At 65.6% G+C, this 26862-nt stretch carries 28 protein-coding genes; 18 read left to right on the top strand and 10 right to left on the bottom strand.

What is annotated here, in order from left to right; all coding sequences use genetic code 11:
• Window positions 1-390: 390 nt before the first annotated feature.
• The 5 genes from FGF80_RS01210 to FGF80_RS01190 form a co-directional block, all read right to left on the bottom strand.
• The gene (locus FGF80_RS01210) at window positions 391-579 is read right to left on the bottom strand and encodes a multidrug transporter (protein WP_138651759.1); all 189 of its coding nucleotides are present in this window, start codon (window positions 577-579) and stop codon (window positions 391-393) included.
• Between the two features lie 56 nt (window positions 580-635).
• Window positions 636-1640 (bottom strand): ArsA family ATPase, encoded by a 1005-nt coding sequence (locus tag FGF80_RS01205; RefSeq protein ID WP_138651757.1) that lies wholly within the window; start codon window positions 1638-1640, stop codon window positions 636-638.
• Between the two features lie 94 nt (window positions 1641-1734).
• Window positions 1735-2694, bottom strand: a complete 960-nt coding sequence (locus tag FGF80_RS01200) for an ABC transporter permease (protein ID WP_138651755.1) — start codon at window positions 2692-2694, stop codon at window positions 1735-1737.
• Window positions 2691-3617, bottom strand: coding sequence for an ABC transporter ATP-binding protein (locus tag FGF80_RS01195; protein WP_006185179.1), 927 nt, complete (start codon window positions 3615-3617; stop codon window positions 2691-2693). The genes FGF80_RS01200 and FGF80_RS01195 overlap by 4 nt, the downstream gene beginning before the upstream one ends.
• A 125-nt stretch (window positions 3618-3742) precedes the next feature.
• Complete coding sequence (locus FGF80_RS01190) at window positions 3743-4012, bottom strand: hypothetical protein (protein ID WP_006185178.1); 270 nt, start codon at window positions 4010-4012, stop codon at window positions 3743-3745.
• Between the two features lie 125 nt (window positions 4013-4137).
• Here FGF80_RS01190 and FGF80_RS01185 point away from each other — a divergent pair, with 125 nt between their 5' ends.
• From FGF80_RS01185 to FGF80_RS01150, 8 genes are all read left to right on the top strand, one after another.
• Window positions 4138-4860 carry a hypothetical protein gene (locus tag FGF80_RS01185; protein WP_138651753.1) on the top strand — a complete coding sequence of 241 codons (723 nt, stop codon included), beginning with the start codon at window positions 4138-4140 and terminating at the stop codon, window positions 4858-4860.
• A gap of 26 nt (window positions 4861-4886) precedes the next feature.
• Window positions 4887-6650, top strand: coding sequence for an excinuclease ABC subunit C (locus tag FGF80_RS01180; RefSeq protein ID WP_138651751.1), 1764 nt, complete (start codon window positions 4887-4889; stop codon window positions 6648-6650).
• A 103-nt stretch (window positions 6651-6753) separates the two neighbouring features.
• Window positions 6754-7359, top strand: a complete 606-nt coding sequence (locus FGF80_RS01175; RefSeq protein ID WP_138651749.1) for a DUF192 domain-containing protein — start codon at window positions 6754-6756, stop codon at window positions 7357-7359.
• Between the two features lie 82 nt (window positions 7360-7441).
• Window positions 7442-7738: a translation initiation factor gene (locus tag FGF80_RS01170; protein WP_006185174.1), complete on the top strand. Its 297-nt coding sequence runs from the start codon at window positions 7442-7444 to the stop codon at window positions 7736-7738.
• 118 nt (window positions 7739-7856) lie between these two features.
• Window positions 7857-8336, top strand: a complete 480-nt coding sequence (locus tag FGF80_RS01165) for a GNAT family N-acetyltransferase (protein ID WP_006185173.1) — start codon at window positions 7857-7859, stop codon at window positions 8334-8336.
• A gap of 156 nt (window positions 8337-8492) precedes the next feature.
• On the top strand, window positions 8493-8975 hold the full coding sequence (locus FGF80_RS01160; protein ID WP_138651747.1) for a GNAT family N-acetyltransferase: 483 nt from the start codon (window positions 8493-8495) through the stop codon (window positions 8973-8975).
• A 200-nt stretch (window positions 8976-9175) separates the two neighbouring features.
• Window positions 9176-10492 (top strand): NrfD/PsrC family molybdoenzyme membrane anchor subunit, encoded by a 1317-nt coding sequence (gene nrfD / locus FGF80_RS01155; RefSeq protein WP_138655428.1) that lies wholly within the window; start codon window positions 9176-9178, stop codon window positions 10490-10492.
• A 249-nt stretch (window positions 10493-10741) separates the two neighbouring features.
• Window positions 10742-11968, top strand: a complete 1227-nt coding sequence (locus FGF80_RS01150) for a putative manganese transporter (protein WP_138651745.1) — start codon at window positions 10742-10744, stop codon at window positions 11966-11968.
• A gap of 97 nt (window positions 11969-12065) precedes the next feature.
• Here the strand turns inward: FGF80_RS01150 and FGF80_RS01145 are convergent, their stop codons facing one another.
• Window positions 12066-12854 (bottom strand): TrmB family transcriptional regulator, encoded by a 789-nt coding sequence (locus FGF80_RS01145; RefSeq protein ID WP_138651743.1) that lies wholly within the window; start codon window positions 12852-12854, stop codon window positions 12066-12068.
• Between the two features lie 185 nt (window positions 12855-13039).
• Here FGF80_RS01145 and FGF80_RS01140 point away from each other — a divergent pair, with 185 nt between their 5' ends.
• Together FGF80_RS01140 and FGF80_RS01135 are read left to right on the top strand one after the other, a co-directional pair.
• Window positions 13040-13372, top strand: a complete 333-nt coding sequence (locus FGF80_RS01140) for a DMT family transporter (protein ID WP_006185168.1) — start codon at window positions 13040-13042, stop codon at window positions 13370-13372.
• A gap of 90 nt (window positions 13373-13462) precedes the next feature.
• On the top strand, window positions 13463-14683 hold the full coding sequence (locus tag FGF80_RS01135; RefSeq protein ID WP_138651741.1) for an NAD(P)/FAD-dependent oxidoreductase: 1221 nt from the start codon (window positions 13463-13465) through the stop codon (window positions 14681-14683).
• 363 nt (window positions 14684-15046) lie between these two features.
• On the opposite strand, the gene uvrB is transcribed toward FGF80_RS01135, so the two are convergent.
• Window positions 15047-17104: an excinuclease ABC subunit UvrB gene (gene uvrB / locus FGF80_RS01130; protein WP_138651739.1), complete on the bottom strand. Its 2058-nt coding sequence runs from the start codon at window positions 17102-17104 to the stop codon at window positions 15047-15049.
• 126 nt (window positions 17105-17230) lie between these two features.
• Window positions 17231-17944, bottom strand: a complete 714-nt coding sequence (locus FGF80_RS01125; protein WP_138655426.1) for a DUF4397 domain-containing protein — start codon at window positions 17942-17944, stop codon at window positions 17231-17233.
• Between the two features lie 287 nt (window positions 17945-18231).
• Between FGF80_RS01125 and FGF80_RS01120 the strand changes: the two genes are divergently transcribed.
• From FGF80_RS01120 to FGF80_RS01115, 3 genes are read left to right on the top strand one after another with little or no spacing between them, the layout of a single operon-like run.
• The gene (locus FGF80_RS01120) at window positions 18232-18501 is read left to right on the top strand and encodes a DUF7553 family protein (protein ID WP_138651737.1); all 270 of its coding nucleotides are present in this window, start codon (window positions 18232-18234) and stop codon (window positions 18499-18501) included.
• A gap of 28 nt (window positions 18502-18529) precedes the next feature.
• Window positions 18530-18685, top strand: a complete 156-nt coding sequence (locus FGF80_RS18955) for a hypothetical protein (RefSeq protein ID WP_175416963.1) — start codon at window positions 18530-18532, stop codon at window positions 18683-18685.
• Between the two features lie 21 nt (window positions 18686-18706).
• The gene (locus FGF80_RS01115; protein ID WP_138651735.1) at window positions 18707-20746 is read left to right on the top strand and encodes an SLC13 family permease; all 2040 of its coding nucleotides are present in this window, start codon (window positions 18707-18709) and stop codon (window positions 20744-20746) included.
• Window positions 20747-20778: 32 nt separating this feature from the next.
• Here the strand turns inward: FGF80_RS01115 and FGF80_RS01110 are convergent, their stop codons facing one another.
• Window positions 20779-21909, bottom strand: coding sequence for an ORC1-type DNA replication protein (locus tag FGF80_RS01110; RefSeq protein WP_006185162.1), 1131 nt, complete (start codon window positions 21907-21909; stop codon window positions 20779-20781).
• Between the two features lie 128 nt (window positions 21910-22037).
• Between FGF80_RS01110 and FGF80_RS01105 the strand changes: the two genes are divergently transcribed.
• Entirely contained in the window at window positions 22038-22358 is a 321-nt protein-coding gene (locus FGF80_RS01105) for a hypothetical protein (protein ID WP_006185161.1), read from the top strand.
• 154 nt (window positions 22359-22512) lie between these two features.
• Here the strand turns inward: FGF80_RS01105 and FGF80_RS01100 are convergent, their stop codons facing one another.
• Complete coding sequence (locus FGF80_RS01100; RefSeq protein ID WP_138651733.1) at window positions 22513-23208, bottom strand: hypothetical protein; 696 nt, start codon at window positions 23206-23208, stop codon at window positions 22513-22515.
• 217 nt (window positions 23209-23425) lie between these two features.
• Here FGF80_RS01100 and FGF80_RS01095 point away from each other — a divergent pair, with 217 nt between their 5' ends.
• The 4 genes from FGF80_RS01095 to FGF80_RS01080 all read left to right on the top strand — a co-directional run bounded on the left by FGF80_RS01095 (window position 23426) and on the right by FGF80_RS01080 (window position 26835).
• Window positions 23426-24196: a GTP cyclohydrolase IIa gene (locus FGF80_RS01095; protein ID WP_175417054.1), complete on the top strand. Its 771-nt coding sequence runs from the start codon at window positions 23426-23428 to the stop codon at window positions 24194-24196.
• A 4-nt stretch (window positions 24197-24200) separates the two neighbouring features.
• Window positions 24201-25265, top strand: a complete 1065-nt coding sequence (locus FGF80_RS01090; RefSeq protein WP_006185158.1) for a zinc-dependent alcohol dehydrogenase — start codon at window positions 24201-24203, stop codon at window positions 25263-25265.
• A gap of 99 nt (window positions 25266-25364) precedes the next feature.
• Entirely contained in the window at window positions 25365-25742 is a 378-nt protein-coding gene (locus FGF80_RS01085; protein WP_138651729.1) for a 6-pyruvoyl trahydropterin synthase family protein, read from the top strand.
• Between the two features lie 4 nt (window positions 25743-25746).
• Entirely contained in the window at window positions 25747-26835 is a 1089-nt protein-coding gene (locus FGF80_RS01080; protein ID WP_049908015.1) for a glycosyltransferase family 4 protein, read from the top strand.
• Window positions 26836-26862: the final 27 nt, after the last annotated feature.

Below are 26862 nucleotides of genomic sequence, written 5' to 3'. Positions count from 1 at the left end.
CGCCGAAGCGGCGCGGGCTATTTGATCCGGACGAGCCGCCCACCCCAACATTCCTGACAGGTCATCTCGTTGGTCTCGTACGTACACCCGCAGTTCGAGCAGCGATAGATTCGCTGTTCCCTTTTCACCAGATACAACCACCGCAAGTACTTCTCGAGGCGCTTCACGTGGATCAGTAGCGTGCCAGCTACGACCGCGAACAGTCAGTGTCGGAGTATAAGTTTCGTGGTTATTGTATAATATCCCACAATACTTGCCGAGAGGAGATCGCGATATGCGGGTGGCCGACAACCGAAGTACAACGACGAACGATGGGGGCATGCTCTCGCCGGTCCCGCTACGCGGAACGATGACGGCACTCTCTTACCAGGACTGACGACGACCGCGGCCTCACTCGCGACGGCTGAGAACCACGGCGACAGCGAGGCCTGCGGCGACGATGCCGATCAACGTCGGGACGAGCCGTCCGGAGCCCCATTCCCAGCCGAGGACCTGCGTGCCGACGATGGCGACGAGCGCGACGGCGACGCCGATCCACGTAACGATCGGAGACGAGTTCCGGCCGAGCGAGAGCGACATACTGAAACGCAGACCGTCGAACGACATAATTCCAGTGCCGAAGCCGGCTCGGTCGCTCAGGCCGGCACCCGCTCGGCGATCACGGCCAGCGACTCGCGTCCCCCAACTTCCCCCTCGAGTTCGGGAAGCGTCACGACCTCGAGGTCCGGAAACGTCGATCGAATCTCCGCGAGCCGAGCCTCGTGGCGCTCCCGACGCGACCGACAGCGCGGACAGCCCTCGTGGGGGGCCTCGAGGACGCGGTTCACGATCAGCCGTTCGACCGGCACGTCGGCCTCGCGGAGTCGATCGACGAGCCGGGCGGATTCCGAAATCGCCATCGATTCCGGCGTGAGGACCACCCGAAACTCGGTCCGTGCCGGATCGACGAGGAGGTCGCGGGCGCGCTCGAGGCGGGTCTGAAACGCCTCCAGACTCTCGTCTTCGTCGTCGCTGTTGGCAGTCATCATCGACATCGGCCCCAGGACGGCCGTTCGGGCGGCGTTGCCGATCCGCTTTGCCTGCCCGCGAAGCGACCGCGCCGTCTCGAGTGCCAGTCCCATCATCTCGGGGGTGTCGAACAGCCGGAGGGTGTGCCCCGTCGGCGCGGTGTCGAAAACAACGGTGTCCCACTCGTCCGCGTCGACGTACTCGACCAGTAAATCGAGCGCCGCGATCTCGTCGCTGCCGGCCGGCGCACTCGTCGCGAAGAGCCGTTCGACCTCCGCATCGGACAGACTGATCCCGGCACGCCGGAGGTCGGCGGCCAGCGCCCGCGCCAGTTTCTCGTACCGCTCGCGTTGGGTCTCGGGATCGATTTCGACGGCCCACAGGCCGCCCGCCGGGTCCGTCTCCGCGGCGGGTGCCGTCGCAGTGTCACCCCGATCGTGGGCGACGGGTGCCGCGAGTTCGGTCGGTTCCGAACCGATATCGGCCTCGAGCGAGTCGGCGAGCGAGTGCGCTGGATCGGTCGAAACGACGAGCGTCTCCCGGTCGGCGGCGGCGAGTTTGAGAGCGGTCGCGGCCGCGCAGGTCGTTTTACCGACGCCGCCCTTGCCGCCGTAGAAGATGCAGTCGGTCACGGCCGCGCGTACGACGGCTGTGACCGTAAACGGAGTCCCCTGCGGAAAACGGGTCACCGACGCGTGCCGGGGACGAACTGCGATGGCTCCGCGATCAGATGTCACCGCGATCGAACAGGTAGAGCGCGACGGCGATCGGGACGACGATCCAGAACAGCAGGATAACGAGGGAGAACCAGTCCTGCAGATAGAACGGAAGCCCGTTGGAGAAGGCGGCCTCGTTGAACGTCGTCCCGATGTCCTCGCCCGAGAGGCCGCTGAACAGCGTGATGGTGTTCTGATACGCGGTCCCCGGGTCGATCATATCGATGAACAGCGCCCAGTCGGGCAACCGAGTCAGCTCTTGTTGCTGGCCGGTGAAGGTCGTCCCCATGTAGCTGACACCGTCGATGTACCCTCGCCGCATCAGGAGTCTCAGTGCGGACTGGATCGAGTTCCAGACGATGTAGAACAGAACGAAGACCCCGAACATCGCCGCACCGGCCATCGTCGTCGACCGCGTCACCGACGAGAGCGAGACGGCGATGCTCATGTACGCCAGTCCGTACAGGATCGTCATCGCCAGGAAGGCGACGTACGCGGGGAACGAGAACTCGGTGACGGCGAACGCGACGGCGAGCATCCCGATGACGAAGCCGATGCCAAGCGACAGCGAAAGCACCGCCGTTCGGCCCAGCAGCTTGCCGACGAGGACGTCCTTTCGGGAGTGTGGCAGCGACAGCAAGACCTTGATGCTGCCCGTCTCGCGTTCGCCGGCGATCGACTTCCAGCCGAGCACGAGCGCGATCAGCGGAATGACGAGCTTACACACCTGGCTGATGAGGCCGATAAAACCGAGCGTCGTCAGTTCCTCGGGCTGCGCCCACGCGATAAAGCCGGCCAGCGCGGCCATCAACGTGAAGAAGAACACGCTCAGCCCCCAGAACAGCCACGACCGGATCGAATCCTGGAAGTCCTTCTTCGCGATCGCGCGGACGCTCTCGAGGGCGAGCGAACTCGAGGCCGAGCCGTCCGCGGTCGCTGCTTCGGCTCCGGTCCCGGTCTCGGAGCTCATCGCGCGTGCACCTCCGTGTCCGTCGTGTACGACTGGAAGACGTCTTCGAGCGACGCTTCGGTGGTCGAGAAGTCCCGGACCTCGATGCCGCGGTCCTCGAAGGTCGAGAGGACGGCGGTCTTCGAGCCGTCGACCGTGACGACGATAGTCGGCGGCGTCCGGTCCTCGACGGTGGCGTCGGCAACGTCCGGCAGCGATCGGACCGCCTGCAGGGCGTCGTCGTCGATTCGGTCGACGGTGACGCGCAGCGTCGTGCCGCCCTCGACGGAGTCGCGCAGACCCTCGACGGAGTCGACGGCGACCATCTCGCCGTCGCGCAGAATGCCGACGCGGTCACAGACCGCCTCGACCTGCTCCATGATGTGACTCGAGAAGAAGACGGTCGCGCCCCGTTCGTTCTCCTCGCGGACGATCCGGCGCATCTCGCGGGCCCCGTTGGGGTCGAGGCCGGTCGAGGGCTCGTCGAGGATCAGCAGATCGGGGTCGCCGACCAGCGCCATCGCGAGCATGAGCCGCTGGGCCATCCCCTTCGAGTAGCCGCCGGCTTTCTTGTCGATGGCGTCGACGAGACCGACGCGCTCGAGCAGCCGTTCGGGGTCGGCAGCCGCGTTTTTCGAGTCGATAACGAACTCGAGGTGTTGGCGGGCGGTCAGGCGGTCGTACAGGTCGACGCCTTCGGGGAGGACGCCGGTTCGGCGCCGGATCGCCCGGCTGTGTCGCCGAGCGTCCATCCCGAGGACGCTGACATCGCCGGTCGTCGGGCGGGCGAAGTCGAGAACGATGTTGATCGTCGTCGACTTGCCGGCACCGTTGGGACCGAGGAAACCGAACACTTCGCCCTCTTCGACCTGGAAGGACAGATCGTCGAGTGCAAGGGTCTGACCGAAAGATTTGGTCAGATTGTCGACTGTGATAGCGGGCATAGCTGTGTGGTCGCAGCGTTGCCCGAAAAGGGTTGTGACATCACCACTAACGGAGTGAGCCCCGAAATCGGCCATTTCGATGCCCCTGGGCCGTTATTTCTCCGTGCTATTCGCGGATAAAATCCCTATATCGGATCGTCCGGATCGTACCGCTGTGCGGTCCGATCGACTTCCTCGGCGTATCGTTCCCGGGTTTCCGCGTCGGGCACCGGCTCGAGTTCGGCTTCCGGAATGTCGGTCGCCGCGGTTACCGCAGACCCGGTCCGCAGCGCCGTCGACGACCGCTGGCGCTGCTGGAATCGCGACCCGTCCGGGGTCGCGTAGACGAGCGTCACGAAGTCCCGATCACCCAGTTCCCGTTCGACGAGCCAGCACTGTACCGTCGAGTCGCTCATACCCAGCGGGTTGGCAGTCGAGCACCGAGAATGTACCGAGTCGGTTCCGCACGAAGGCAGAGCTTACTCGGTCGAACGGGTACCGACGTACTTGGCGATCGGCGTCGGAGGGGTGACGACCACCGATGGCCCGAACCCGACGCGAGCGCGTCGAGCAGTGGCGCGATCACGTCGACGAACTCTGCCACGAGGGGGAGCACGTCGAACACCGGACGGACCTCGCGGACGCCACCGTCGCCGTCACGAACCAGCGCGTGCTGGTGTTGACGGCCGACTCGAGCGACGGGGCCTTTCGCCACGTCGACCGGCCGAACGTCGGGACCGTCACCGTCGAGACCAGCGCGCGGTTGCGCCACCTCTGTGCGGGACTCGCCGCGGCGTTCATCGGGGTCGGCGTCCTCGAGGTGGCGACGAACGGCAGCGTCGCGACGCCGGGTCCGGCCATCGATCTCGAGGGCGTTTCGGTTCCGGGGCCGAACGCGCTGACGCGGCTCGCCGAGCGCGCGGTCGCGGCCGTCGAAACGATCCTGGTACTGGTCGAGTGGAGCGTGCTCCTGGTCGGCGTCGCCGCGCTCGCGCTCGCCGTCGGCCTCGTCGGCTCCTATCTGCGCTCTCGGTCGCGACGGCTCGTACTCCGGGTGAGCGGCGGCGATGACCTCGTGTTGCCGGTCGCGAGCGTCGAGTTGGACGACGGAGCCGTCGCCGACCTCGAGCGGGCGATTCGGCCGGGTTCGGCGTCGGAACTCGCGGGCGCGGGCCGGAGCGACGGTGACCGAGCGGGCGAGGAGCGGCGCTCCGATATCGACCGGACGACCGGTGGCGGGGTCGAGGCCGATGAGTCAGGCTGAAGCCTCCCGCCGCCGTAGGCCCGCCGATGAACGCCGATGGGGTTCGCGAGCGCGCCGGATCGTTGCCCCGCGAGCCGGGGGTCTACCAGTTCCGAGACGAAGGGACGACCCTCTACGTCGGAAAGGCGGTCGATCTGCGCGATCGGGTTCGATCCTACGCCGATCCCCGCAGCGCGCGGATTCGCCGGATGGTCGACCGCGCCGACGACGTGGAAATCGCCGTCACGGACACCGAGACCCAGGCCCTGTTGCTCGAGGCGAACCTGATCAAGCGCCACCAGCCCCGCTACAACGTCCGGCTCAAGGACGACAAGTCGTATCCGATGGTGCAGGTGACAGACCACGACGCGCCCCGGATCGAGATCACCCGCGACCCGGACGAGTCCGCGACCGTCTTCGGCCCCTACACCAGCAAGACGCAGGTCGAGACCGTCGTGAAGGCCCTGCGGGAAACGTACGGGGTCCGTGGCTGTTCGGACCACAAGTACGCTGGTCGTGAGCGGCCGTGTCTGGACTACGAGATGGGGCTGTGCACCGCGCCCTGCACCCGCGAGATCGACCTCGCAAGTTACGGGGAGGACGTGACCGCCGTCAAACGGTTTCTCGAGGGCGAAACGGGGGTGCTCGCGGACCCGCTGCGCCGGGAGATGGAGGCCGCGGCGCAGGACCGGAACTTCGAGCGCGCGGCGAACCGCCGGGATCGGTTGGAGACCGTCGACGCATTTCACGGCGAGGGCGGCGAGGCGGTCCAGTCGATCGGCGACGAGCGGGGCGTCGACGTCCTCGGCGTCGCCATCGAGGGCGCGGACGCGACCGTCGCCCGACTGCGCGCCGAGAACGGCAAGCTGGTCGATCGGGATCGGCACACGCTCGAGGCACCCGGCTCCGCCGGAACGGGGGCCGACGCGGCTGGCCGGACGGACGGCGTGCCGGCCGTGCTCGCCGCCTTCATCGTGCAGTACTACGCCGAGCGCGAACTGCCGGATGCCCTGCTCCTGCCGGAACGCCACGGCGACGAGGAGGTCGCGACCTGGCTCGCGACAGAGGGCGTCTCGGTCCGGGTCCCGGGTGCGGGTCGAGAGGCGAAACTCGTCGAACTCGCGTTGAAAAACGCCCGCCGCAACGTCGGTCGGCGTGACGAGTGCGGCATGCTCGCGGACGCCCTCGAGATCGAGTCGGCCCGGCGGATCGAGGGGTTCGACGTGAGCCACGCGCAGGGGAAGGCAGCGGTCGGCAGCGATGTCACCTTCGTCGACGGGGGCAGCGAAAAGAGCGACTACCGCCGGAAGAAGCTGCCCGATCAGAACGACGATTACGACAACATGCGCGCACTGCTCGAGTGGCGCGCCAGCCGCGCCGTCGAGGGGCGCGACGACCGACCCGACCCCGATTTGCTCCTGATCGACGGCGGCGAGGGGCAGCTCGAGGCGGCCCGCGACGCGCTCGAGGCGGTCGGCTGGGACGTGCCGGCGGTCGCGCTGGCGAAGGCCGAGGAGCGCGTGGTCACGCCCGAGCGGTCGTTGTCGTGGCCCAGCGACGCGCCGCACCTGCATCTCCTCCAGCGCGTTCGCGACGAGGCCCACCGGTTCGCCGTACAGTACCACCAGACCGTCCGCGACGAGGTCACGACCGTGTTAGACGACGTACGGGGGGTCGGCCCCGAAACGCGCAAACGGCTGTTGGGGCGCTTCGGCAGCGTCGAGAACGTCCGCGAGGCGAGCGTCGCCGACCTCCGGACCGTCGAGGGGGTCGGCGAAAAGACGGCGGAAACGATCAAGTCCCGACTCTAGCGGGCCGTCGAGGACGCCGCCGACGGCGACCGAGGTCACAGCCGCTCAATCACGCGCACGTGCGGAAAAATATTGGTTGGTCCGCATCGTTGGTGGTACCGACATGGACGACGATGTGCCTCGGCGACGCCTGCTCGGTGCCGCCGGCGCGGTCGCGGTCGCCGGCTGTCTCGACACGGACGGTTCGAGAGAAACAGACGACTCGAGGGACACGGGCGACGAGACGGCCGGTCATGAGGAGGGCGGCGACGGCGCGGAGACGACTGAGTCGACTGCGAACGAGTCGGACGGCACCGCGGCAACGGTTCACGAGGGCTACGAGACGACCGTGGTCCGGGCCGTGGAGGCCGACGGCGACGAACTCGGGAAGGTGACGGCGGCGATCGCCGACACGGATGATCTCCGGTATCTCGGACTCAGTGACACCGACGAACTGCCGCCCGACCGGGGGATGCTGTTCGTCTACGGAGCGGTCGCGGAACGGACCTTCGTCATGCGGGAGATGGACTTCGGCATCGACATCGTCTACGCCGACGCGGACGGGACGATCACCGGTATTCATCACGCGCCGGCACCCGGTCCGGACGAGAACGGGAACGACCAGCACTACCCCGGACGGGGACAGTACGTACTCGAGGTCGCCTACGAGTGGACGAGCGATCACGGCGTCAGCGAAGGGGATGTCCTCGAGTTCGCTCTCGGGGAGTGATCGGTCCAGCCGGCGGAACAGCCACACCGACCGTTGCGAACGCAAGGAGAGGGCTATCCGACCGCCCACCCTATGCCGCGGCATGGCAGATGATGACGAACTCGACGAGCTGCTCGACCAACTCGACAGCCAGGGCGACCTCGAGACCTCCCAGCAAGTCCTGTCGGTCCGGACGGAGAGTCGTCGGTACGACAAGCCGGTGACGATCGTCGAGGGGTTCGACCTCGGGCCGGACGAGATCAAATCGATCGCGTCCGAACTCAAGCGGTCCATGGGGACGGGCGGGACCGTCGACGAGGATCGGATCGAACTACAGGGCGATCACCGAGACCGGGTGCCTGCTCTCCTTCGCGAGCAAGGGTTCGACGTTCGCGAGTGACCGGTAGTCGACGGACGCGCCATCCGACCGCGAGGGCGCTCGCTCGAGTCCCGATCGCCGTCCGATTCCACGAGCCCGTGTCGGCGAGTTATTTATGTCTCACGTTCAATGATGAGGTATGAACGTTCGATCCGCGACGGCCGAGGACTTCGAGGGGATCACGGCCGTCGCTCGTGCCACCTGGCACGATACCTACGACGAACTCGAGGCGGACGTGATCGACCGGACCGTGGATACCTGGTACACCGACGACTCGATGCCGCTCGAGGCCTCCTCGACGGTCGTATTCGTCGCCGAACGAGCGGGCGACCTCGTCGGCTTCACCCACGCGGTCGCTCAGGGCGAGACCGCCGACATCCTCCGGATGTACGTCCATCCCGAGTACCAGGGTGAGGGGATCGGGAGCGAACTCCACGAGCGACTGATGGCGGCCCTCGAGACGACCGATGCCGAGCGGGTTCGGGCGTTCGACTTCGCGTTCAACGACACGAGCCGCACCTTCTACGAGGGGTTGGGCTTCGAGCGGACCGACGAGGGAACCGTCGAGATCGACGGCGAGGACTACCCCGAGGCGGTCTACACGCTCGAGATCGACTGACCGGCCCCGCCGGATCGCGCCGTCACGGACCGGCAACTCGACGCGCCGTCACGGACCGGCAACTCGACGCGCCGTCGGGAGTCGTCCCGGACCCGCCGGACGGCACCTAACTGAGACGGTGGAACTACTTTGGTACCCAATGACATAGCATGGCGTATGGAAATCAGACCGGCCAACCGCGATGACCGCGAACGGATCAGGAGCGTCGCCCGCGAAACGTGGCACGATACCTACGACGAACTCGACGGCGAGACCATCGATCGGACCATCGACGAGTGGTACGGCGACGAGGCGCTCGAGACGGCGCTCTCGAAGCCGGGTACTGCCTTCCTCGTTGCCGAGGTTGACGGGGAGGTCGTCGGCTTCACCCACGGCGTCGTCACTGTGGACGAAGGTGATGTCCTCCGCATGTCCGTGCATCCGGCCCACCAGGGCGAAGGGATCGGGACGGCGCTGTACGAACGGCTCCGCGAGGACCTGCGGGACTTCAACATGGAGCGGATCCGGGCGATCGACCTCGCCTCGAACGAGGGGGGACGGGAGTTCTACGAGGCACACGGGTTCGAGCCGACGGACGAGGACGAGGTCGAGATCGGCGGCGAGCAGCGGCGGGAAGTGGTCTACACGCTCGAGTTGTGAACCCGTCGTACTGAGCGGACCGGCTCGGCGGGCACCGTCGCACGGGATTGGATACCGGTGTTCGGGTTCGGAGACGTCGTTCAGGGGCGGAGAGGGCGGCGCGCTCGGGCGCGAGTGGGAGATCGGACGGCGGCGACCTGGACCTTGCAAATTCAGTGCACGGACGCAAGTGAGCGGCCGATGTGTTCCTCCGTAGCACGATGGGGACGAAAACGCCGAGCGAGGCCGATATCTTGCGGCCGATCGGAGCAGTGTCGAAAACGTACATCGCGATGGTCGGGATCGCGGGGCTGGCGCTCGTCGCGTTCCTGATCGGGTGGGCCTACCAACTCCAGCAGGGGTTGGCCGTCACCGCTCTCGGCGACTGGGGCAGCGGCGGCGGCGTGACCTGGGGGGTGTACATCGGCGCGTTCATCTGGTGGGTCGGCATCGCCCACGGCGGGATCATCCTCTCGGCGGCGGTCAGGCTCCTGGGAATGGACCGGTACATGCCCGTGGCGCGACTCGCGGAGTTACTGACTATCGGCGGCCTCTCCGCGGCGGGCTTCTATATTATCGTCCACCTCGGTCGGCCGGACCGGATGGTCACGAGCGTCATCGGCCACTATCATATCACGATTCACAATTCCCCGCTGGTGTGGGACGTGACCGTCATCACGGCCTACTTCGTGTTGACGGCGACCTATCTGTCGCTGACGCTGCGCTACGACGTCAGCCGACTGCGTGAGCAACTCCCCGACCGTCTCGGGCCGCTGTACAGCCTCCTGACGATCGGCTACACCGAGACGGAAGACCGCGTCGTCGAACGGATGGTCTGGTGGCTCGCGCTGGCGATCATTATCATGGCCCCGCTGTTGCTCCACGGCGGAGTGATTCCGTGGCTCTTCTCGGTGCTCCCGACGATGCCGACCTGGTTCGGCGGCGTCCAAGGGCCGCAGTTCCTCACCATCGCGCTCACCTCGGCCATCAGCGGGGTGATCATCCTCGCCTATTCGTTCCGGGCCGCCTACGACTGGGATCACATTTTCACCGACGACATCTTCCGCGGATTGCTCCTGTGGCTGGGCTTTTTCTGTCTGCTCTTCCTGTGGCTCCAACTCCAGCAGAACATCACCGGCCTGTTTCAGGCCCCCGTGGACCTGACCCACGCCGCCGTCGCTCGAGCCACCAACCCGATCTATCTCACCTCGATGTCGCTGGTCTTCCTGACGCTATCGTACATCTTCGCGCAGTCGATCCGGCCGTCCCTGTTCACCAAGAAGCGGGCCGTCATCTCCGGGTTCGCCGTCCTCACCGCGACGATCATGGAGAAAGTACTGTTCGTCGTCGAGGGATTCCTTCACCCTACCTTCGACATCTACGCCGCGACGCCCGGCAGCTACGTTCCGAGTCTGATCGAGATCCTGTCGATCATCGGAACCATCGGCATGGTGACGCTCCTCTTCCTCACCGTGTCCAAGGTCGTCCCGGTGGTCGAACTCCACGCGATCGAGCACCTGCGCGACGAGCACGAGTAGCGACCGGCCGATTCCGACTCGAGCGGATCGCAAACATCGTCCGGGTCACTCCCTCGAGCACTACGGTCCGTCCGTCCCGACAGCCCCGTTCACCAACCGACTTCGCCATTTTCAGCCGCTAGACGATCGCTCCGGTTGGATGCGTCCGCGACAGTCGTCATCAGCAACTATTTACCTTATGCTACTAAACCTATTTTTAGAGATGTCTAAACCTCGGTTCGATCGGACTCGAGCATCGGGTGATGGCCAATGAACGACCTCCTCGTAGTTCTTCTCGAGTCGTTGCGGGACGGCTATGTTCAAGTGAGTGCGTTCGTTGCGGTCACGGTGCTGGCGTTCGGACTGCTTCAGTACTGGACCGACGGCGCAGTGATCGGCGCGATCGAGGGCAACGAGCGGTTACAGGTGCTGTTCGGCGGGCTCCTCGGACTGACACCCGGCTGTGGCGGCGCGATCGTCGTGATGCCGTTGTACATCCGCGGCACGGTCAGCTTCGGGACCGTCGTCGCGACGCTCGGCGCGACTGCGGGCGATTCGGCGTTCGTTATCCTCGCACTCGCACCCGAGGCCGCGCTGTACGCCTACGCCATCGCCTTCGCGGCCTCGGTCGCGACCGGCTACCTCGTCGACTCCGTCGGACTCGGCGTCTCCCGCATTGACGCCGCCGTCGCACAACTCTCGCCCACCGCGACGCCCGACGGCGGGACCGCAGTCGACGGCGGTATCAGGCCGAACCCGACGCACGACTACGGCGGCCCGGCCCCGACCCACGCCCACAAAACGGGGCCGGATCGCCACTCGCGAGTGCTCACCCCGTTCTCCCATTTCGCACACGTCCTGTGGTGGCTCACCGCCGTCGCGGGGCTCGTCCTCGGAACGCTCTACCTGCTCCGCGGCGGACCGGAGGTCGCGCTGGCCGCCGACCTCGGCTTCGACGGACTGTTCACGATCACCGGCATCGCCGGCGCGGTGCTGTCGCTGTACCTCTACGCGGTCGGCCGCCACTACGTCGGCGAGGGCGAAATCGCCCGGGCTCGAGACTCCTTCGCGTCGGCCTACGATACGCTTACCCACGCGGCGATGGAAACGAGTTTCGTCACCGTCTGGGTGCTCGTGGCCTTCCTCGTCTACGAGTACGTCGTCCTCCTCAGCGGGGTGAACGTCGCGACCCTCGCGGCGACGGCGGGCGTCCTCGCCCCGATTGGCGGCGCGGTCGTCGGGATCATTCCGGGCTGTGGCCCGCAGATCCTGCTGGCCAGCGTCTACGCCGAGGGTGGACTGCCGTTCTCCGCGTTGACCGCGAACGCGATCTGTCAGGACGGGGATGCCCTGTTCCCGCTGCTCGCGGTCGACGCCAAGGCAGCGATCGTCGCGACGATTTACAACTTCCTGCCCGCGGTCGTCGTCGGCGTCGCGTTGCACCTCCTGTGGGGTCCCGTCTTCGGCATGGCGGAGTTCGGGTTCGGCGTGTTGTGACGCGGCCATAGAAGCGCCGCTTCGGGAGAGAACACGAGTACGCGATCGAGGCGCTACGGAGAGTACCAGCCGCTTCGATCGGCTAATGAAGGGGCGTTCAATTAAGCAACGGCTCCGCGATCTCCCACTGTGACTGGAAGAGTCGGTCGAATTCGTTCACGACCGTCGAATCTTTGATTCCCACTGTGCCGAGCCTGTCGTCACTGGACAGTGGATGCGGAATGTCGATCGTCGTCACCAGGCTGTCAATCACGTCGAACGACAAGACAGGGTCGGGAATCGTCCTGACGGTGACGTCGATCGGTTCGTCCTCCAGTAGTTTCGGGAAGGTTTCCGGGAGCGTCGTAAGTACTGGTTCACTCAAAATGAGGGAGAGGGAGACATCGGGAGCAATGCCCTCGAAAAACGCCTCGAACTCCGGTTGCAGTCTCTCCCAGGAGGCGTCATCGTAGGGTTTGCCGAGCGTCGCGTAGACGTCGCTCTCTGCGGTGCCGATATGTTGTTGCAGCGCCAACGCCATCTCTTCACTCCCGAGTGAGCCGAGCCAGAGGCTACTCTCGCTCGGTGGTGAGGGAAAAAGGTCAGAACGGACTGTCTCGGCCAGCCGCCGATAGCGGTCCCACTCCTGCGTGAGTTCGTACGCCCGTTCGGCCAGGAGTCGGTCCACGACGGTTTGGGGTTCTTCAGCGACGTACTGTTGTGGATTGGTCGATTGCAAGCGAACCAGTTTGCGGGCACTGAGGCCGTTGAGTACGTCATAGATTCGGCCTTTCGGAACACCACTGATATCGGATAGTTCGGTTGCGGTGACTGCTCCCGTTACGAGTAGTGTTCGGTAGGCCTTTTCCTCGTAACTCGAGAGACCGAGTTCGCCTAGCTCCGTCATGGACAGCTGTTGGTCACTTGATGGTAAATATATGGCCGGTATGTGACCGGGACGAGACGGCGGAGGTACCGGCTCGGTTCGACGGGGGGGCGAGTGAACGCAAACCCGTCTTCGGGAGAAAAACGAACCGGAAGTGGCGTGTTATTTCAATAAGCGCATAGGAGCGGGCACCGCGTTCTGTCGACATGAACCCGTACGTACTGCTAGCAGGTGCGATAGTCGCCGAACTCGCCGGAACGACGGCCCTCAAACTCTCGGACGGATTCTCACAGCCGATCCCCGCCCTCGGCGTCGTACTAGGGTACGGCCTCGCGTTCTATCTCGTCTCACTGACGTTGAAGGAGTTGCCGATCGGGGTCGTCTACGGAACGTGGGCTGCACTGGGTATCGTCGGCGTCGCAGCTATTGGTGTCGTCGTATTCGACGAGTCAATAGATCTTGCCGGGACTATTGGTATCGTGTTAATCGTCGGTGGCGTATACTGTATCAACGTCGTTTCACAGATGTCCACACACTAACCGGAAACGGATTCCATTGTTGTCGAAACTAACTGAAAGTGGTGGTGTATTTCACTATCTTTACCCTTCTCTCGTTCGACTCCAAGAGCCATGTCCGAACGGTACGATGTGGCTATCGCCGGTGCAGGCCCAGCGGGAGCGCAGTGCGCGCGGGATCTCGCCGACCGTGGGTACGAGGTGATAGTTTTGGAAACCGAGACCGAGGAGGAGTTCCCAGCACGAAGCAACAAGTCCACCGGCGGGACGTTCGCGTCGATGATGACCTCCTTCGGCATTCCAGATGACGTGGTCGCGCACACGACCGATTCCGTCGTTCTCGAGTCACCCAACGACTTTCTCATCCAGAACCAACCGGGGTTCGTTCTCGAATTCGATGCGTTCAAAGAGTTCCTCGTCAGGGACGGTCGTAAGAAGGGGGCGGAGTACCGTTTCGACGCCCGCGTGAGGGAACCGATCGTCAGGAACGGGGAGACCGTCGGTGTCCGGTACAATGGCGACGAGGAACTTTGCGCCGAGATCGTCATCGATGCGACGGGCCCAGCTGCGACGTTGGCCACCGCCCTCGGCCTCGTCGATCTCGAGCGCAAAAACCACGCGATCGGCATCGAGTACCAGTTCGAGGGCGTCACCCTCGATCGTCGTGGGTATGCCGATCTCACTGACGCAATGATGCTGAGACTGGATCACGAGTACGCTCCCGGCGGCTACTCCTGGCTCTTCCACACCGGCGCGGACACGGCGAAAGTCGGCGTTTGTTTCATCCAAAACGAACGGTACCGGGAGCATGCCTCCCGAGATCTGACCGTAGACGGCTACCTCGAACACTGGCTCGAGACCGACCCACGCTTCGAGAACGCCGACCGACTGCCGGAGACGGAAATCCGCGGTTCTGCGCACGTTCAGTCCCCGGGAGCAATAAGTACGGCGGCGTTCATGGCGATCGGCGATACCGTACCATCGGTCGATCCCGTCTGGGGCGAGGGCGTGGATAACTGTATGAAGTCGGGGCGTGCGGCCGCGATGACCGCCGACCGCTGTCTCACTGGTCCGGTCGATACGTCCGCTCGAGAGATGGCAGTCTACGACGACCGCTGGCACGAGCGGGTTGCGTCCCGTCAAGATCGTCGCCTACTGATGACGAAGCTGCTGTATCTCGCATCAAACGAACGATACGATCAACTCATGCGGGATCTAAACGAGGCGGACCGGGACACGCTCTCAGCGATCAACGACGGAAATAAACGCGAGATCAGCAAGTTGTTTTCCCTCAGTGACCTGCCGCTGCTCTGGAAATACTGGCGAGAAACGTAACTGAGACGCGCCGTTCGCTTCGGTAGTGAACGATCACCGGCTCCGTGCGGGCGCTGGTTCGGTGAGCGCGAACCCCGGTTCAGCCACGCTTCCGGACTCGGCGTATCGTCGGACTCGCCGGATGCGCTCTGCCGTCGACGGGCAGCAGGCCTCGAGAAATCCGTGGTAGTTTTCGGTACCCATTCATTCGGACGTGGGACTCGAGGCACTTCTCGAAGCCATCGCGAGCGTATGCTGTTGCTGTGGCGTCGTACTCTCCGCGATCTGCAAGCTTGAACGGCGTTCGTTGGTCATGAACGTATTACTGGAGTGGCGATTGAGCCGTGTATCACTCGGACACGGCCTATCACGCCCGATCCCCGCTCAGAACTCCTCGGTCGGCGGCGCGATCCCCTCGTCTTCCTCGCCCGCAAGATCGAACTCTTCCCGAACTTCCCGAATCCGATCGCGAATATCAGCAGCCAACTCGAACTCGAGATTGTTTGCAGCCTCCTGCATCTGGGCCTCGAGGTCGTCGATGTAGCGGGCGGCGTCGTCCTCGTCCGCGAGTTCCCTGCCGGAGACCTCGCTGGTGTCGGTCTTGCTGCCCGGCAGGTTCGTCTCGCCGATTTCCTTCTGGATCGTCGTTGGTTCGTTGCCGTGTTCCTCGTTGAACGCCTGCTGGATCTCGCGGCGGCGCTGGGTCTCCTCGATTGCGGACTCCATGGCGTTCGAGGGCTCGTCGGCGTAGAGGACGACCTCGCCGTTGACGTTCCGGGCCGCCCGCCCCATCGTCTGGACGAGCGTCGTTTCGCTCCGGAGGAATCCCTCCTGATCGGCGTCCAGAATAGCCACCAGCGAGACCTCGGGGATGTCAAGCCCCTCCCGCAGGAGGTTGATCCCGACGAGCACGTCGATCTCGCCCAGCCGGAGCGAGCGGATGATCTCGTGGCGCTCGAGCGTGTCCGTCTCGTCGTGCATGTACGCGACGTCGACGCCGGCCTCCTCGAGGTACTCGGTGAGGTCCTCGGCCATCCGTTTGGTCAGCGTCGTCACGAGCGTGCGCTCGTCGCGCTCGATCTGCTCGTCGATGCGATCCATGAGATCGTCGACCTGACCGGTCGCGTCCGAAATCTCGATCGCCGGGTCGACGAGGTGGGTCGGCCGAACGATCTGTTCGACGATCTGGCCGCTCGCCTCGCGCTCGTAATCGCTCGGCGTGGCGCTCACGTAGAGGGTCTGGTCGGTCTTCTCCTCGAACTCCTCGAAGGTGAGCGGCCGGTTGTCGTAGGCGGTCGGCAGCCGGAACCCGTTCTCGACCAGCGAGTCCTTGCGGGACTTGTCGCCGGCGTACTGTCCGCGGACCTGCGGCAGCGTGACGTGGGACTCGTCGACCACGGTCAGGAAGTCATCCGGGAAGTAGTCCAACAGCGTATAGGGAGCCTCTCCGGATTCGCGATCGGAGAGGTAGACCGAGTAGTTCTCGATCCCCGAACAGTAGCCCGTCTCCTGCATCATCTCGAGGTCGAACGTCGTCCGCTCCTCGATGCGCTGGGCGGCGATCATGTCGCCTTGCCGCTCGAAGTACGAGATACGCGAGTCCAGATCGTCCCGGATCTCGTCCATCGCCTCCTCGAGTGTCGTCTCCGGAATCGAGTAGTGCTCCGCGGGGTGGACGAGGACGGCCCGTTGCTCGCCCTGGGTCGTCCCCTCGAGCGGGTCGACCTTGACCATGCGGTCGATCTCGTCGCCCCAGAGTTCGACCCGGACGGCGTAGCGGCCGTACATCGGATAGATTTCGATGGTGTCGCCCCGCACCCGAAACGTGCCCTGAGTGAAGTCGACATCGTTGCGCTCGTAGTTCAGGTCCACCAGTTGGGCCAGCAATTCGTCACGGCCGATCTCCTCGCCGACCTCGAGCCGCAGCGACATGTCGATGTAGTTGCGCGGGTCACCCAGCCCGTAGATCGCGGAGACGCTCGCGACGACGATGACATCCTCGCGGGTCAGCAGCGACCGCGTGGCGGAGTGGCGGAGACGGTCGATTTCGTCGTTGATCGAGGCATCCTTGTCGATGTAGGTGTCGCTCTGCTCGACGTAGGCCTCGGGCTGGTAGTAATCGTAGTAGGAGACGAAGTACTCGACGGCGTTGTCCGGGAAGAGGTTCCGAAACTCCTCGTAGAGCTGGGCCGCAAGCGTCTTGTTGTGGGCGATCACCAGCGTCGGCTTCTGGATTTCCTCGACCACCCACGAGACGGTGTTGGTCTTACCCGACCCGGTCACCCCGAGCAGGGTCTGTTTGTCCATCCCCGACTGGAACCCGTCGACGAGCTGCTCGATCGCCTCGGGCTGGTCGCCGGCCGGCTCGAACGGTGCGTCGACTTCGAACGGTCGGTCGACGTCCGGCCGGTCCGGCTGGAGAGGCCCTTGCGCGTCACTCATTATCGGAGTCAGGGGTTCGAGCCACTTTACGCGCTCGCATACGGACCGCGACTGTGAGGCGTCAGACGGACCGCGACCGTCCGGTCCGACCGACTCCGGTCGAGACATCGCTCGGGCCGGCAGTCCTTATGTGCCGCCGTCGTCGGCCATCGGGCCGTCGACAGTCACTTCGACGGTGAGCTCGCGATCCGCCACGTCCGTTGGCGGCTCGAGGTAGCCGATCGCGTACCCGGTGTAGGCGATGCCCCGCTCGAGCGTCACGTCGAACGAAGCCACGGCCTCCGTCCCGCCTGTCGGCCTGACCGAGAGGGTGTTCTGGCCGGCGGGAACCGGAACGTAATCGGTCGAGTCGGTAAACGAGACGTCTTCGAAGAGCAGGGTGTCGTCGGCGTAGACGTCGACAGCGGGTGCGTCGGGCGAGGCGTGGACGAGACGGACGAGTACCGATCCGGCGTCTACCAACACCGCCGGCTGGAAGGTATCGGCACCGAACTCGCCGATCGCGGCGACGGTGTAGAACGCAGCGCCGAACGTCACCTCGCCCTCGAACGCGACCGTCTCCCGATCGCCGGCGGCCGTAATCGTCACCGTGTACGTTCCCGGCTCGATCTCGAGGTACGGCGAGACGTCGCCGTAGGCGACGTCCGCGAGCACGCGATCGTCGTCGATGTAGACGTCGACGTTCGGTGCATCCGGTGAGAAGTGCGCGATCCGGACGGCCGCGCCCGGAGCCATGTCATCGGTCGGTTTCTCGTCGGCGGTCGGCCGTTCATCGTGTTCGTGTTCGCCGGCGGCCAGAACGGTTCCACCCGCTGCAGTCAGTCCACCCGCGATCCCCATCGTCTTCAGGGCAGTTCGTCGTGTTACTGGCATGATGCACCCGAGTCGGGGGACTACGGTCGAAAAAAGCCGAGAGTTCGTCTCACGAGTAGTGCTGACGTTTCCGATCCGTGACGGTCGCGTATACGTTCCCTGTTGCCGGAAGGACGCGCGTATCGCGACGCGGCAACGGTCTGATGGAACCTACAGCCGCCGATTGGACCTCCGCCTCCCCGTCGTTTCGGGACCGACCGGACGTGGCCATTGCTCGCCCAATCGTTATGCATCGGGTCGGAGAGGTGATGCCTATGACGGAGCAACTCCAGCGGGCCCGCGACGACCTCGAGGAAGCGGCGAAGTCGGCCGACAGCGACGACGTTCGGGAAGACATTCACGAAACGACGGACGCGTTTGCCGACTACGCGATGGGCGACACCACACCGGATCACGCGATCCTCGACGAGCGACTCAACACGCTCCGGCAGGTCCGCGAGCGGGCGGACGGTGACACCGTGGACAAGGTGGAATCGGCGATCGAAACGGTCGAAGACTATCGCGAAACCGTCGATCAAGCGTAATGACGGCACTCACGGGCCAGTCCCCGTCTTGCGAACGACCCACACCGTCGACATCGGCAGTCGTCTCCGCGAGCAACTCGTCGAAGCGATCCTGATCGACGACTGCCCCGCGTTCGCTCGCGTCGACTTCTTCTCGAAACATAGATTTATCAATAGCTCACAGACACGAGGGTATGACTGGTGACGGTCCACCGGACGGTACACGATGATCAGCGCGGAGCTATCGGGGGGCGTGCTGGTGGTGTTCGGACTCATCGCCGTCGCTCTCGTCCTATTCGTTTCCGAACTCATTCCCAACGACGTGACGGCGATCGGGATCATCGTCTCGCTGGCGGCACTCGAGCCGCTGACCGGCGTGGGCCACCGGGCGGCGATTTCGGGGTTCGCCAACACCGCGACGGTGACGATCATCGCGATGTACATGCTCAGCGCGGGTATCCAACGGACGGGCGTTGTCCAGCGGCTCGGACTCTCGCTCGCTGCGTTCACGGACGGCGACGAAACCCGGGCGCTGGCGGCGACGATCGCCACGACGGGGCCGATCGCGGGCTTTATCAACAACACGCCGGTCGTCGCGATCTTCATTCCGATGATCTCCGATCTCGCCAAGAAGACCGGCATCTCGCCGTCGAAACTGCTCTTGCCGCTCTCGTACGCGGCGATCCTCGGCGGCACACTGACGCTCGTCGGCACCTCGACGAACCTGCTGGCGAGCGAGTTCGCCGCCAGCCTGCTCGATCGGGGGCCGATCAGCATGTTCGAGTTTTCGGGGCTCGGACTCGTGATCCTGGTCGTCGGCTTGGCATACCTCATGACCGTCGGCCGGTGGCTGACGCCCGCACGTATCCCGGTCGACGCGGACCTCGTCGAGGAGTTCGATCTCGAGGACCACCTCACGCAGGTCCGCGTCGACGCCGATTCGACGCCGGTCGGCCTCACGGTCGCGGAATTCGAGGAGCGGATTGGGACGGACGTGCGCGTGCTCCAGCACCGTCGGGACGGGAGCCACGAAGCCAGCCCTGCGGAAAACGAGCGTGTGTTCGAGTACGATGGCGACGACGAACTCGAGTCGAACAGCGACGCCGCTTCGGAGGCCGGCGTCGACGGGACGGTGCGTGAGACGCAGCCCCACCGCGAGAGAGCCGGCGAATCACGACGCGACGTGAACGCAGCGGGCCAGCAGCGTGTCCGGGAGGGCGAACCGACCGCAGTGCTCGAGTCGGGCCGGCGGATCCGTGAGGGTGACGTACTCACGGTACACGGCACGCTGCAGGCAGTCAATCGATTCGTCGAGCGCCAGAACCTGCGGCAACTCCATCGTGAATCCGTCACCGAGGAGACGTTCGACGAATCCACAGGCGAGGAGCAACTCGCAAAGACGATCGTCCCGATCGATTCGCCGTTCGTCGGGAAGACGCTCTCGGAGACGCACCTGCGGCAGTTCTACCAGTTGACTGTGCTCGCGATCCGTCGCGACGGCGAACTGCTCCGGACCGATCTTGAGGAGCGGACGCTCGAGACAGGCGATCTCCTTCTGGTCCAGACGCTTCCCAGCACGCTCGAGTACGTGACCGAAACCGGCGATCTCGTCGTGGTCGAAGACGATGCCTACGACCGACTGCTCGAGGAGGAGGTCGAGGAAATCGCGCCGCTGTCGCCGAAGACGCCGGTCGCGCTCGCCATCATGGCCGGCGTGGTCGGTACCGCCGCGCTCGGTCTCATCTCCATCGTTATCGCGGCGTTCGCCGGGGTCTTCCTTATGATCGTGACCGGCTGTCTGTCGACGAGCGAGGCGTACGATGCCGTCTCGTGGAACATCGTGTTCCTGCTGGCGGGCGTGATCCCCCTCGGTGTCGCCCTCGAGGCGACCGGCGGCTCGGAGGTCATCGCCGGTGGACTGGTCGCCACTGCGGACGTTCTCCCGCTCGTCGCAGTCCTGTTACTGTTTACCATTGTGACCGGGCTGCTCGCGAACGTCATCACGCCGGTCGCGACGGTGGTCCTGATGATCCCCGTCGCGGTCGACGCTGCGGGGAGTCTGGGCGCAGCACCGTTTTCCTTCCTCCTCGCAGTGATGTTCGCCTCCGCGACCTCCTTCATGACGCCGGTGGGGTACCAGACGAATCTGATGGTCTACGGTCCCGGCGGGTACAAATTCACCGACTTCCTGAAAGTCGGCGGGCCGCTCCAGTTACTGCTCGCGATCGTGACGACAGTCGGAATCGCCTACATCTGGGGCGTCTGAGGAGATCGTCCCGAACCGCCTTCGGCCGAAGATCACTCGAGCCGCTCCAGCACTGCCGCTTTTTCGTAGGACAACGTGAGCGACCGCGAGCGACCCCGTCCCTCGACGTCCGCGTAGTCGGCGTCGATGAGTCCGAGCTGGTCGAGTTTGTTGACGATCTCGGAGTAGCGGGTGTAGCCCAGCTCGGTCCGATCGTGGAAGGCGTCGTAGACCTCGCCGGCCTGTTCGCCGTCGTGTTCGGCGATGACCTCGAGCAGCGTCCGCTCGGTGTCGGTGAGCCCCGAAAGGCTCCGCGAGAGGTTGATGTACTTGGACTTCTCGTAGGCGTCTTCGACGTCCTGGTGCTCGACGGTGCGACTGGCCCGCATCTCCGCGTTCAGCCCGGCGCGGCGCAACAGGTCGATACCGACACGGAGATCGCCGCTCTCGGCGGTGAGTTCGGCGACGTACTCGAGCGTGTCCCGATCGATGACGCCGTCGTTGAAGCCGCGCTTGACGCGCTCGGCGAGGATGTCGACGATTTCGGGCTGGTCGTAGACCGGGAAGTAGACGTCCTCCGGGCGGAAGACGCTCTGGACCCGGGAGTCGAGGTCGTCGATCACGTCGAGTGCGGGGTCGGAGGAGACCACGACGACGCCGATCTTCGCACCGGGGTACTCTTCGTGGGCGCGCAGAAGCGAGTAGAGCGTGTCCGAGGCCTCGTTCTCGTAGAAGAGGTAGTTGATGTCGTCCAAGGCGACGACCAGTACCTTGTCCTCCTCGACGAGTTTCTCGGCGATCTGGCCGAACAGCTTCTTGAACGAGATCCCCGAGGAGGGGGGCTCGTAGTCGAACGTCCCCTCGAACAGCCGGGAGAACACCGAGTAGCGGGTGGCGTTGACCTGACAGTTGACCCGGATCGTCCGAACCTCGCTCGTCTGGGCACCGACCTCGTCGAACAGTTTCTGGATCGCCGTCGTCTTCCCGGTTCCGGGCGGGCCACGAACGACGACGTTCAACGGCCGCGACCCCCGCACCGCCGGGCGCAGCGCGTACGTCAGACTCTGGGTCTGGCCCTCGCGGTGCTTGAACGTCTCGGGAACGTAGTCGATTTCGAAGACGTGCTCGTTTCTGAACACGGATTCGTCCCACGACAACATCCCCTCATCGGGGTCGTCTCCCATCACTTTCACCCTGCTTCCGCAGCGTCTTAACCCTTCGGTGGACCCACAACGTCGAGCACCTGTGCTGTATGTTATGTTTTTACAGAGCCACAATACTTACTGTGCAGTATATTCATTTCGGTAGCAGCATGGCATCACCGACCCCACCGGATGCGATCCCGGACTTCCTGATCGAACAGTTCGACGATCTCTCTCCGGAAACCCTGCGGGGCACCGCGGACTACGCGCGAGAGGAGACGTACCTCGCGCCCGACGAGATGCCTGATAAAATAAAGGAAGCGTTCGTCCTACAGGACGACGACACGGTGGCGGCGGTCGCGGACTACGCCGACGAACTCGCCGCGTTCTTGGAGGCACGGGATGCCGACTCGCTCAGAGGGACCGTCGCCAACGCGAGTGGCGGCGACGAGTCGTGGGGACACCGACGGATTCTACAGTGGCACGAGTAACGACGGTGGGCCACGAACGCGGACGAAGCGACGCCGGTCGGGGGATGTCAGGTCGAGCAGATCGAGACGCACGGGCCGCCACGCCGGGCCGATCGTCGCCGAGGTAAACGGAGCATCGCACGGTCGTTTCCCGCCGGCTACCCGGCGCGCAGAGTCAGGGCCCTCGGCGACCGCACCGGCCGATGGAGCGACCGGCCAGTCGCTGGAGCAGGCCCCGGGCACGGTCGACTATCGGCTCGAGAACCGGGTTCGCGGTGACGGCGACGTACGCCGGCATGGGGTCGTATCGGCCGGTTTCGAGGGCATGGAGCGCCGCTGCCGTCGCCCGATGGTTCCCGTCGGCGACGAACCACGGGGTTGCGCCGCGTCTGGTCCGGACGATCAGCGGGTCGAACCGCGTTCCGGCGGCCAGTTCGTCGCGGTAGGTTCGGATCGCCTCGGCGTCGATACCCGCTGCGTCGAGCGGATCGATCCCCTCGGTGTGGACCCGCTCGGCCACGCCGAAGAGGGTGCCGTCCGTAGAGACGTCCCGCCACAGGAGGTCGTCCGGCCCGTCTACCGGACGAAGAGCGACGAAGCGGTCCCGATCGAGGACGAGTCGGTACCACCGGATCGGTTGTTCGCGCCAGAGGAACGCAGCCGCTCCCGGCTTCGCCGAGAGGAGCGCGTCGAGCAGCGCCGTCGCGTTCGTTGGGACCGTCCCCGAATCGACGGCACCAGCGTTGCGTTCGATCTCCCGTGCGAGCCAGTCCCGGAGTACGCGCTCCTCGGGGACCCGGACGGGCAGTCGGCGTTCCAGTGGCGGCGACTCCGAGATGGGACTGTCGCTCGAGGCGTCTATGCGAGACACGAGCCGTTCCGGACGATCCCTACGATGGTGCGCGGCATATAGCTGGGACCGGGGCCGAACGGACACGGCACGGGGACGGGGAGTCAGCTAGCGGCGCGACTGAACCGAGTCGCGCACTGATCGCACACCCGTCGTGCGAGCGGGTGGGCAGCCACCGCAGTCGAGACGACAGCGCCCATACATTATACCGATGGACATGGTACGGGGGGGAGTGACCGTGACCGAAACGCAGGTAACGTTGATCCAGATCGACAACTACGGGCCGTGGACGGTGTCGCCATCGCCGAGACGGGAACCGGACCTGCAGACGCTCCAGTCCCGGCTGTACGCGGACCTCTCACAACTCGTCGCCCATTACGACGGCTACGTGTTTTCCACGCGATTCGATAACATGATCGCCGTCACCAACGGGATCGACCTGGCGGGTCACCGACGCATTCAGGCTGCCGTCCGCAACCGCTATCCCGTGACGGTGAGCCTCGGTGTCGCCACGGGGTCCTCGCCGCGGGAGGCGGTCGGCGAGGCGACGGCGACGCTCCAGGCGGCCGGGAGCGCCCAGGACAGCGACCGGACCGAAATCCTGCGCGGCGAGCCGCTGTGCGAGGACGGGTCCGTCCAGATCGCCCACTTCGACGTCAACGACGCGACGAGCCGGTACACCGACGAACTCAACGCGTTCGACGTGTTCCGGCACATCGACCGCGGGTATTCGGCGCTGCTCGAGTACATGTACGACGCCCACGACTCGCTGTCGTTTTTCATCGGCGGTGACAACGTCATCTCGGTAACCTCCGGTCTCGACCGGGCGGCGTTCGTCGAGACGATCGAGCACGTCGATGAGGCGGCGGGGATCGAACTCAAAGTCGGCGTCGGCCGCGATCGCACGGCCGGCGACGCCGGAATGGCGGCCAAGGAGGCGCTCGAGCGCTGCCGGAACCGGGGGACCCGCGTCGAAATCGGCACCGGTGAGAGCGCGGGGAGGGCGTAATCCGATGGCGGCCCAGTCGGTGTACTTCACGGGTCCCCGTGAGGTCGACGTTCGGGAGACGGCGGTCCCCGACCCCGGCCCGGACGAACTCGAGGTGACGGCGACGGTATCGGCCATCAGTCCCGGGACGGAGCTGTTACTCTACCGCGGGGAGATGGACCCGGAGATCGCCGCGGACGAGACGCTCGAGGCGTTGTCGGGGTCGTTCTCCTACCCGTTTCCGTACGGCTACGCGGTCGTCGGGACGGTGACCGCCGTCGGCGCGGCCGTGGACCCAGCGTGGCGCGGCGAGACGGTGCTCGCCTTCCATCCCCACGCCAGCGAGTTCGTCGTCGGAGTCGACGAGGTCAGCGTCGTGCCGGCCGACGTGCCGCCCGCGGCGGCGGCGTTTCTCCCGAACGTCGAGACGGCGGTCAACCTGGTTCTCGACGGCGGGCCGCGCATCGGCGAGCGGGCGGTCGTGTTCGGCCAGGGCGTCGTGGGGCTGTTGACGACGGCACTGCTGGCCGAAACGCCGCTCTCGTCGCTCGTGACCGTGGACTGCTACGAGGAGCGACGACGGCTCTCGGCGGCGTTCGGGGCGGACCGGAGTCTCGAGCCCGACGGAACGGACCCGATCGCGGCGCTCCACGAACGGCCGACAGCGCCCGCTCGACCGGGGTCGCCATCCGGGCGGACCGACGGGGACCAGCCCCCGCGCCGGGCGGACCTGACCTACGAACTCTCGGGCAACCCCGCGGCACTCGACGCCGCCGTCGATGCGACCGGATACGGAGGCCGCGTCGTCGTCGGGTCGTGGTACGGGACCAAGACGGCCGAACTCTCGCTCGACGGGCGGTTCCACCGGAGCCGCATCCGGCTGATCAGCAGCCAGGTAAGTACCATCGCCCCGGAGCGGCGCGGGCGCTGGACCGTGGCGCGCCGGCTGGCGACCGCGTGGCGACGGCTCGAGGGCCTCGAGACCGACCGGCTGGTCACCCACCGCGTCCCGATCGCGGACGCCCCGAAGGCCTACGAACTGCTGGACGAGCGTCCGGACGAGACCGTGCAGGTGTTATTGACGTACTGATCCCCGCGACCCGATCGACTGTGCGCCGTCGGCGCGGGTCGAGTCGTGCTCGCCTCGTCCCACCCCAGGTTTTAGTTGCCATACGTGGTCCCACGGGGTATGTATACGGTGACAGTCACCCGGGAGTTCGTCGCCCAACACTGGCTCACGGTCCCCGAACCCGGTCCCGAAGGAGCCCTCCACTCCCATCACCTGACGGTGGAAGTCGAGGTCGAGGGCGACCAGCTCGGCGAGTACGGCTACCTCGTCGATATCGACGACCTCAAAGCGGTCGTCGACGCGCTGGTCGACCGCTACCGGGACGCAACGCTCAACGACCTCCCGGAGTTCGAGGGGCGCAATCCGAGCGTAGAGCACTTCTCGCGGTGCTTCGCCGAGCGGGTCGCCGACGGGATCGAGACCGACCGTCTCGACGCCGTCGCGGTGACGACGTGGGAAGAGGACGCGGCGGCCGCCTCCTACGCTGCGAGCGTCTGATTCGATGCGGCTGGGAGTGATCGTCTACGACGGACTCGAGGAAACGTCCGGCGGCTATCGCTACGATCGACGGCTCGTGGCGGGACTTCGCGACCGGGGCCACGAGGTCACGGTCGTCACGATCCCGAGAGGGCGCTACGGGGCGAACCTGGTCGATAACGTCTCCAGGGACATCGCCGCCGAACTGGCTGCGCTCGAGGTCGACGTGCTGTTGCAAGACGAACTCTGTCACCCGTCGCTCGTCGGACACAACCGCCGGCGCGACGACGCCACGCCGATAGTCTCGGTCGTCCACCACCTCCGGTGTCGGGAGCCCCGGGCAGCGTGGCGAAACGCGTGCTACAGGGCGATCGAGCGGCGCTATCTCGAGACCGTCGACGCGTTCGTGTACAACAGCGAGACCACCCGGGAAACAGTCGAGGCGCTCGTCGGACCGACGCAGGGCGTCGTCGCGTACCCCGGCAGAGACCACGTCGAGCCGGATATCACGCGGGCGGGAATCCGGACGCGCGCTCACGATTCCGGCCCGTTGCGACTCGTCTTCGTGGGGACGCTCGTCGAGCGGAAGGGGCTCCACACGCTGCTCCGAGGACTGGCCGCTCGCCCGGCCGACGAGTGGACCCTGACCGTCGTCGGCGACCCGACGGTCGATCCGGAGTACGCCCGGCGCATCGGCCGGCTGATCGACGCGCTGGGCGTCGCGGAGTCGGTGACGGTCGCAGGCCGACAGCCCGACGCGGCGCTGGCGTCGACGCTGCGTGAGAGCCACGTCCTCGCCGTCCCCTCCGGCTACGAGGGGTTCGGCATCGTCTACCTCGAGGGGATGGGGTTCGGACTGCCGGCGATCGCCGCAGCCGCGGGCGGCGCGAGCGAGGTCGTGACCGACGGAAAGACGGGGATACTGGTTCCACCGGGCGAGCCGCGGGCCGTGACGGACGCGATACGGTCGCTCGCGACGGATCGCGATCGCCTCGCGGAGATGGGACGTACCGCCCGGGACGCCTACGACGCTCATCCGACCTGGGGCGAGACCGTCGACCGCGTCGCATCGTTGACGACTCGACTCCGCGACGGCGCGAGGGTGCCCCCATGACGCCCGAGGTTACGACGCCGCGACCCG

It is taken from the genome of Natrinema pallidum (assembly GCF_005890195.1).
GTDB classification, from domain to species: domain Archaea; phylum Halobacteriota; class Halobacteria; order Halobacteriales; family Natrialbaceae; genus Natrinema; species Natrinema pallidum.
The sequence above is the reverse complement of the archived record's forward strand: the minus strand, read 5'-3'. Positions and strand labels throughout refer to the sequence as shown.

What these genes read in the sequence shown, in the direction of transcription:
- FGF80_RS01170 (WP_006185174.1), top strand. Translation starts at nt 7,442, where the DNA reads ATGGCAGATGATGACGAACTCGACGAGCTGCTCGACCAACTCGACAGC.
- FGF80_RS01145 (WP_138651743.1), bottom strand. Translation starts at nt 12,854, where the DNA reads ATGACGGAGCTAGGCGAACTCGGTCTCTCGAGTTACGAGGAAAAGGCC.
- FGF80_RS01135 (WP_138651741.1), top strand. Translation starts at nt 13,463, where the DNA reads ATGTCCGAACGGTACGATGTGGCTATCGCCGGTGCAGGCCCAGCGGGA.
- FGF80_RS01090 (WP_006185158.1), top strand. Translation starts at nt 24,201, where the DNA reads ATGGCGGCCCAGTCGGTGTACTTCACGGGTCCCCGTGAGGTCGACGTT.
- FGF80_RS01195 (WP_006185179.1), bottom strand. Translation starts at nt 3,617, where the DNA reads ATGCCCGCTATCACAGTCGACAATCTGACCAAATCTTTCGGTCAGACC.
- FGF80_RS01110 (WP_006185162.1), bottom strand. Translation starts at nt 21,909, where the DNA reads ATGGGAGACGACCCCGATGAGGGGATGTTGTCGTGGGACGAATCCGTG.
- FGF80_RS01180 (WP_138651751.1), top strand. Translation starts at nt 4,887, where the DNA reads ATGAACGCCGATGGGGTTCGCGAGCGCGCCGGATCGTTGCCCCGCGAG.
- nrfD (WP_138655428.1), top strand. Translation starts at nt 9,176, where the DNA reads ATGGGGACGAAAACGCCGAGCGAGGCCGATATCTTGCGGCCGATCGGA.
- FGF80_RS01105 (WP_006185161.1), top strand. Translation starts at nt 22,038, where the DNA reads ATGGCATCACCGACCCCACCGGATGCGATCCCGGACTTCCTGATCGAA.
- FGF80_RS01120 (WP_138651737.1), top strand. Translation starts at nt 18,232, where the DNA reads ATGACGGAGCAACTCCAGCGGGCCCGCGACGACCTCGAGGAAGCGGCG.
- FGF80_RS01150 (WP_138651745.1), top strand. Translation starts at nt 10,742, where the DNA reads ATGAACGACCTCCTCGTAGTTCTTCTCGAGTCGTTGCGGGACGGCTAT.
- FGF80_RS01185 (WP_138651753.1), top strand. Translation starts at nt 4,138, where the DNA reads ATGGCCCGAACCCGACGCGAGCGCGTCGAGCAGTGGCGCGATCACGTC.
- FGF80_RS01190 (WP_006185178.1), bottom strand. Translation starts at nt 4,012, where the DNA reads ATGAGCGACTCGACGGTACAGTGCTGGCTCGTCGAACGGGAACTGGGT.
- FGF80_RS01125 (WP_138655426.1), bottom strand. Translation starts at nt 17,944, where the DNA reads ATGGGGATCGCGGGTGGACTGACTGCAGCGGGTGGAACCGTTCTGGCC.
- FGF80_RS01160 (WP_138651747.1), top strand. Translation starts at nt 8,493, where the DNA reads ATGGAAATCAGACCGGCCAACCGCGATGACCGCGAACGGATCAGGAGC.
- FGF80_RS01140 (WP_006185168.1), top strand. Translation starts at nt 13,040, where the DNA reads ATGAACCCGTACGTACTGCTAGCAGGTGCGATAGTCGCCGAACTCGCC.
- FGF80_RS01175 (WP_138651749.1), top strand. Translation starts at nt 6,754, where the DNA reads ATGGACGACGATGTGCCTCGGCGACGCCTGCTCGGTGCCGCCGGCGCG.
- uvrB (WP_138651739.1), bottom strand. Translation starts at nt 17,104, where the DNA reads ATGAGTGACGCGCAAGGGCCTCTCCAGCCGGACCGGCCGGACGTCGAC.
- FGF80_RS01085 (WP_138651729.1), top strand. Translation starts at nt 25,365, where the DNA reads ATGTATACGGTGACAGTCACCCGGGAGTTCGTCGCCCAACACTGGCTC.
- FGF80_RS01210 (WP_138651759.1), bottom strand. Translation starts at nt 579, where the DNA reads ATGTCGCTCTCGCTCGGCCGGAACTCGTCTCCGATCGTTACGTGGATC.
- FGF80_RS01200 (WP_138651755.1), bottom strand. Translation starts at nt 2,694, where the DNA reads ATGAGCTCCGAGACCGGGACCGGAGCCGAAGCAGCGACCGCGGACGGC.
- FGF80_RS01165 (WP_006185173.1), top strand. Translation starts at nt 7,857, where the DNA reads ATGAACGTTCGATCCGCGACGGCCGAGGACTTCGAGGGGATCACGGCC.
- FGF80_RS01115 (WP_138651735.1), top strand. Translation starts at nt 18,707, where the DNA reads ATGATCAGCGCGGAGCTATCGGGGGGCGTGCTGGTGGTGTTCGGACTC.
- FGF80_RS01080 (WP_049908015.1), top strand. Translation starts at nt 25,747, where the DNA reads ATGCGGCTGGGAGTGATCGTCTACGACGGACTCGAGGAAACGTCCGGC.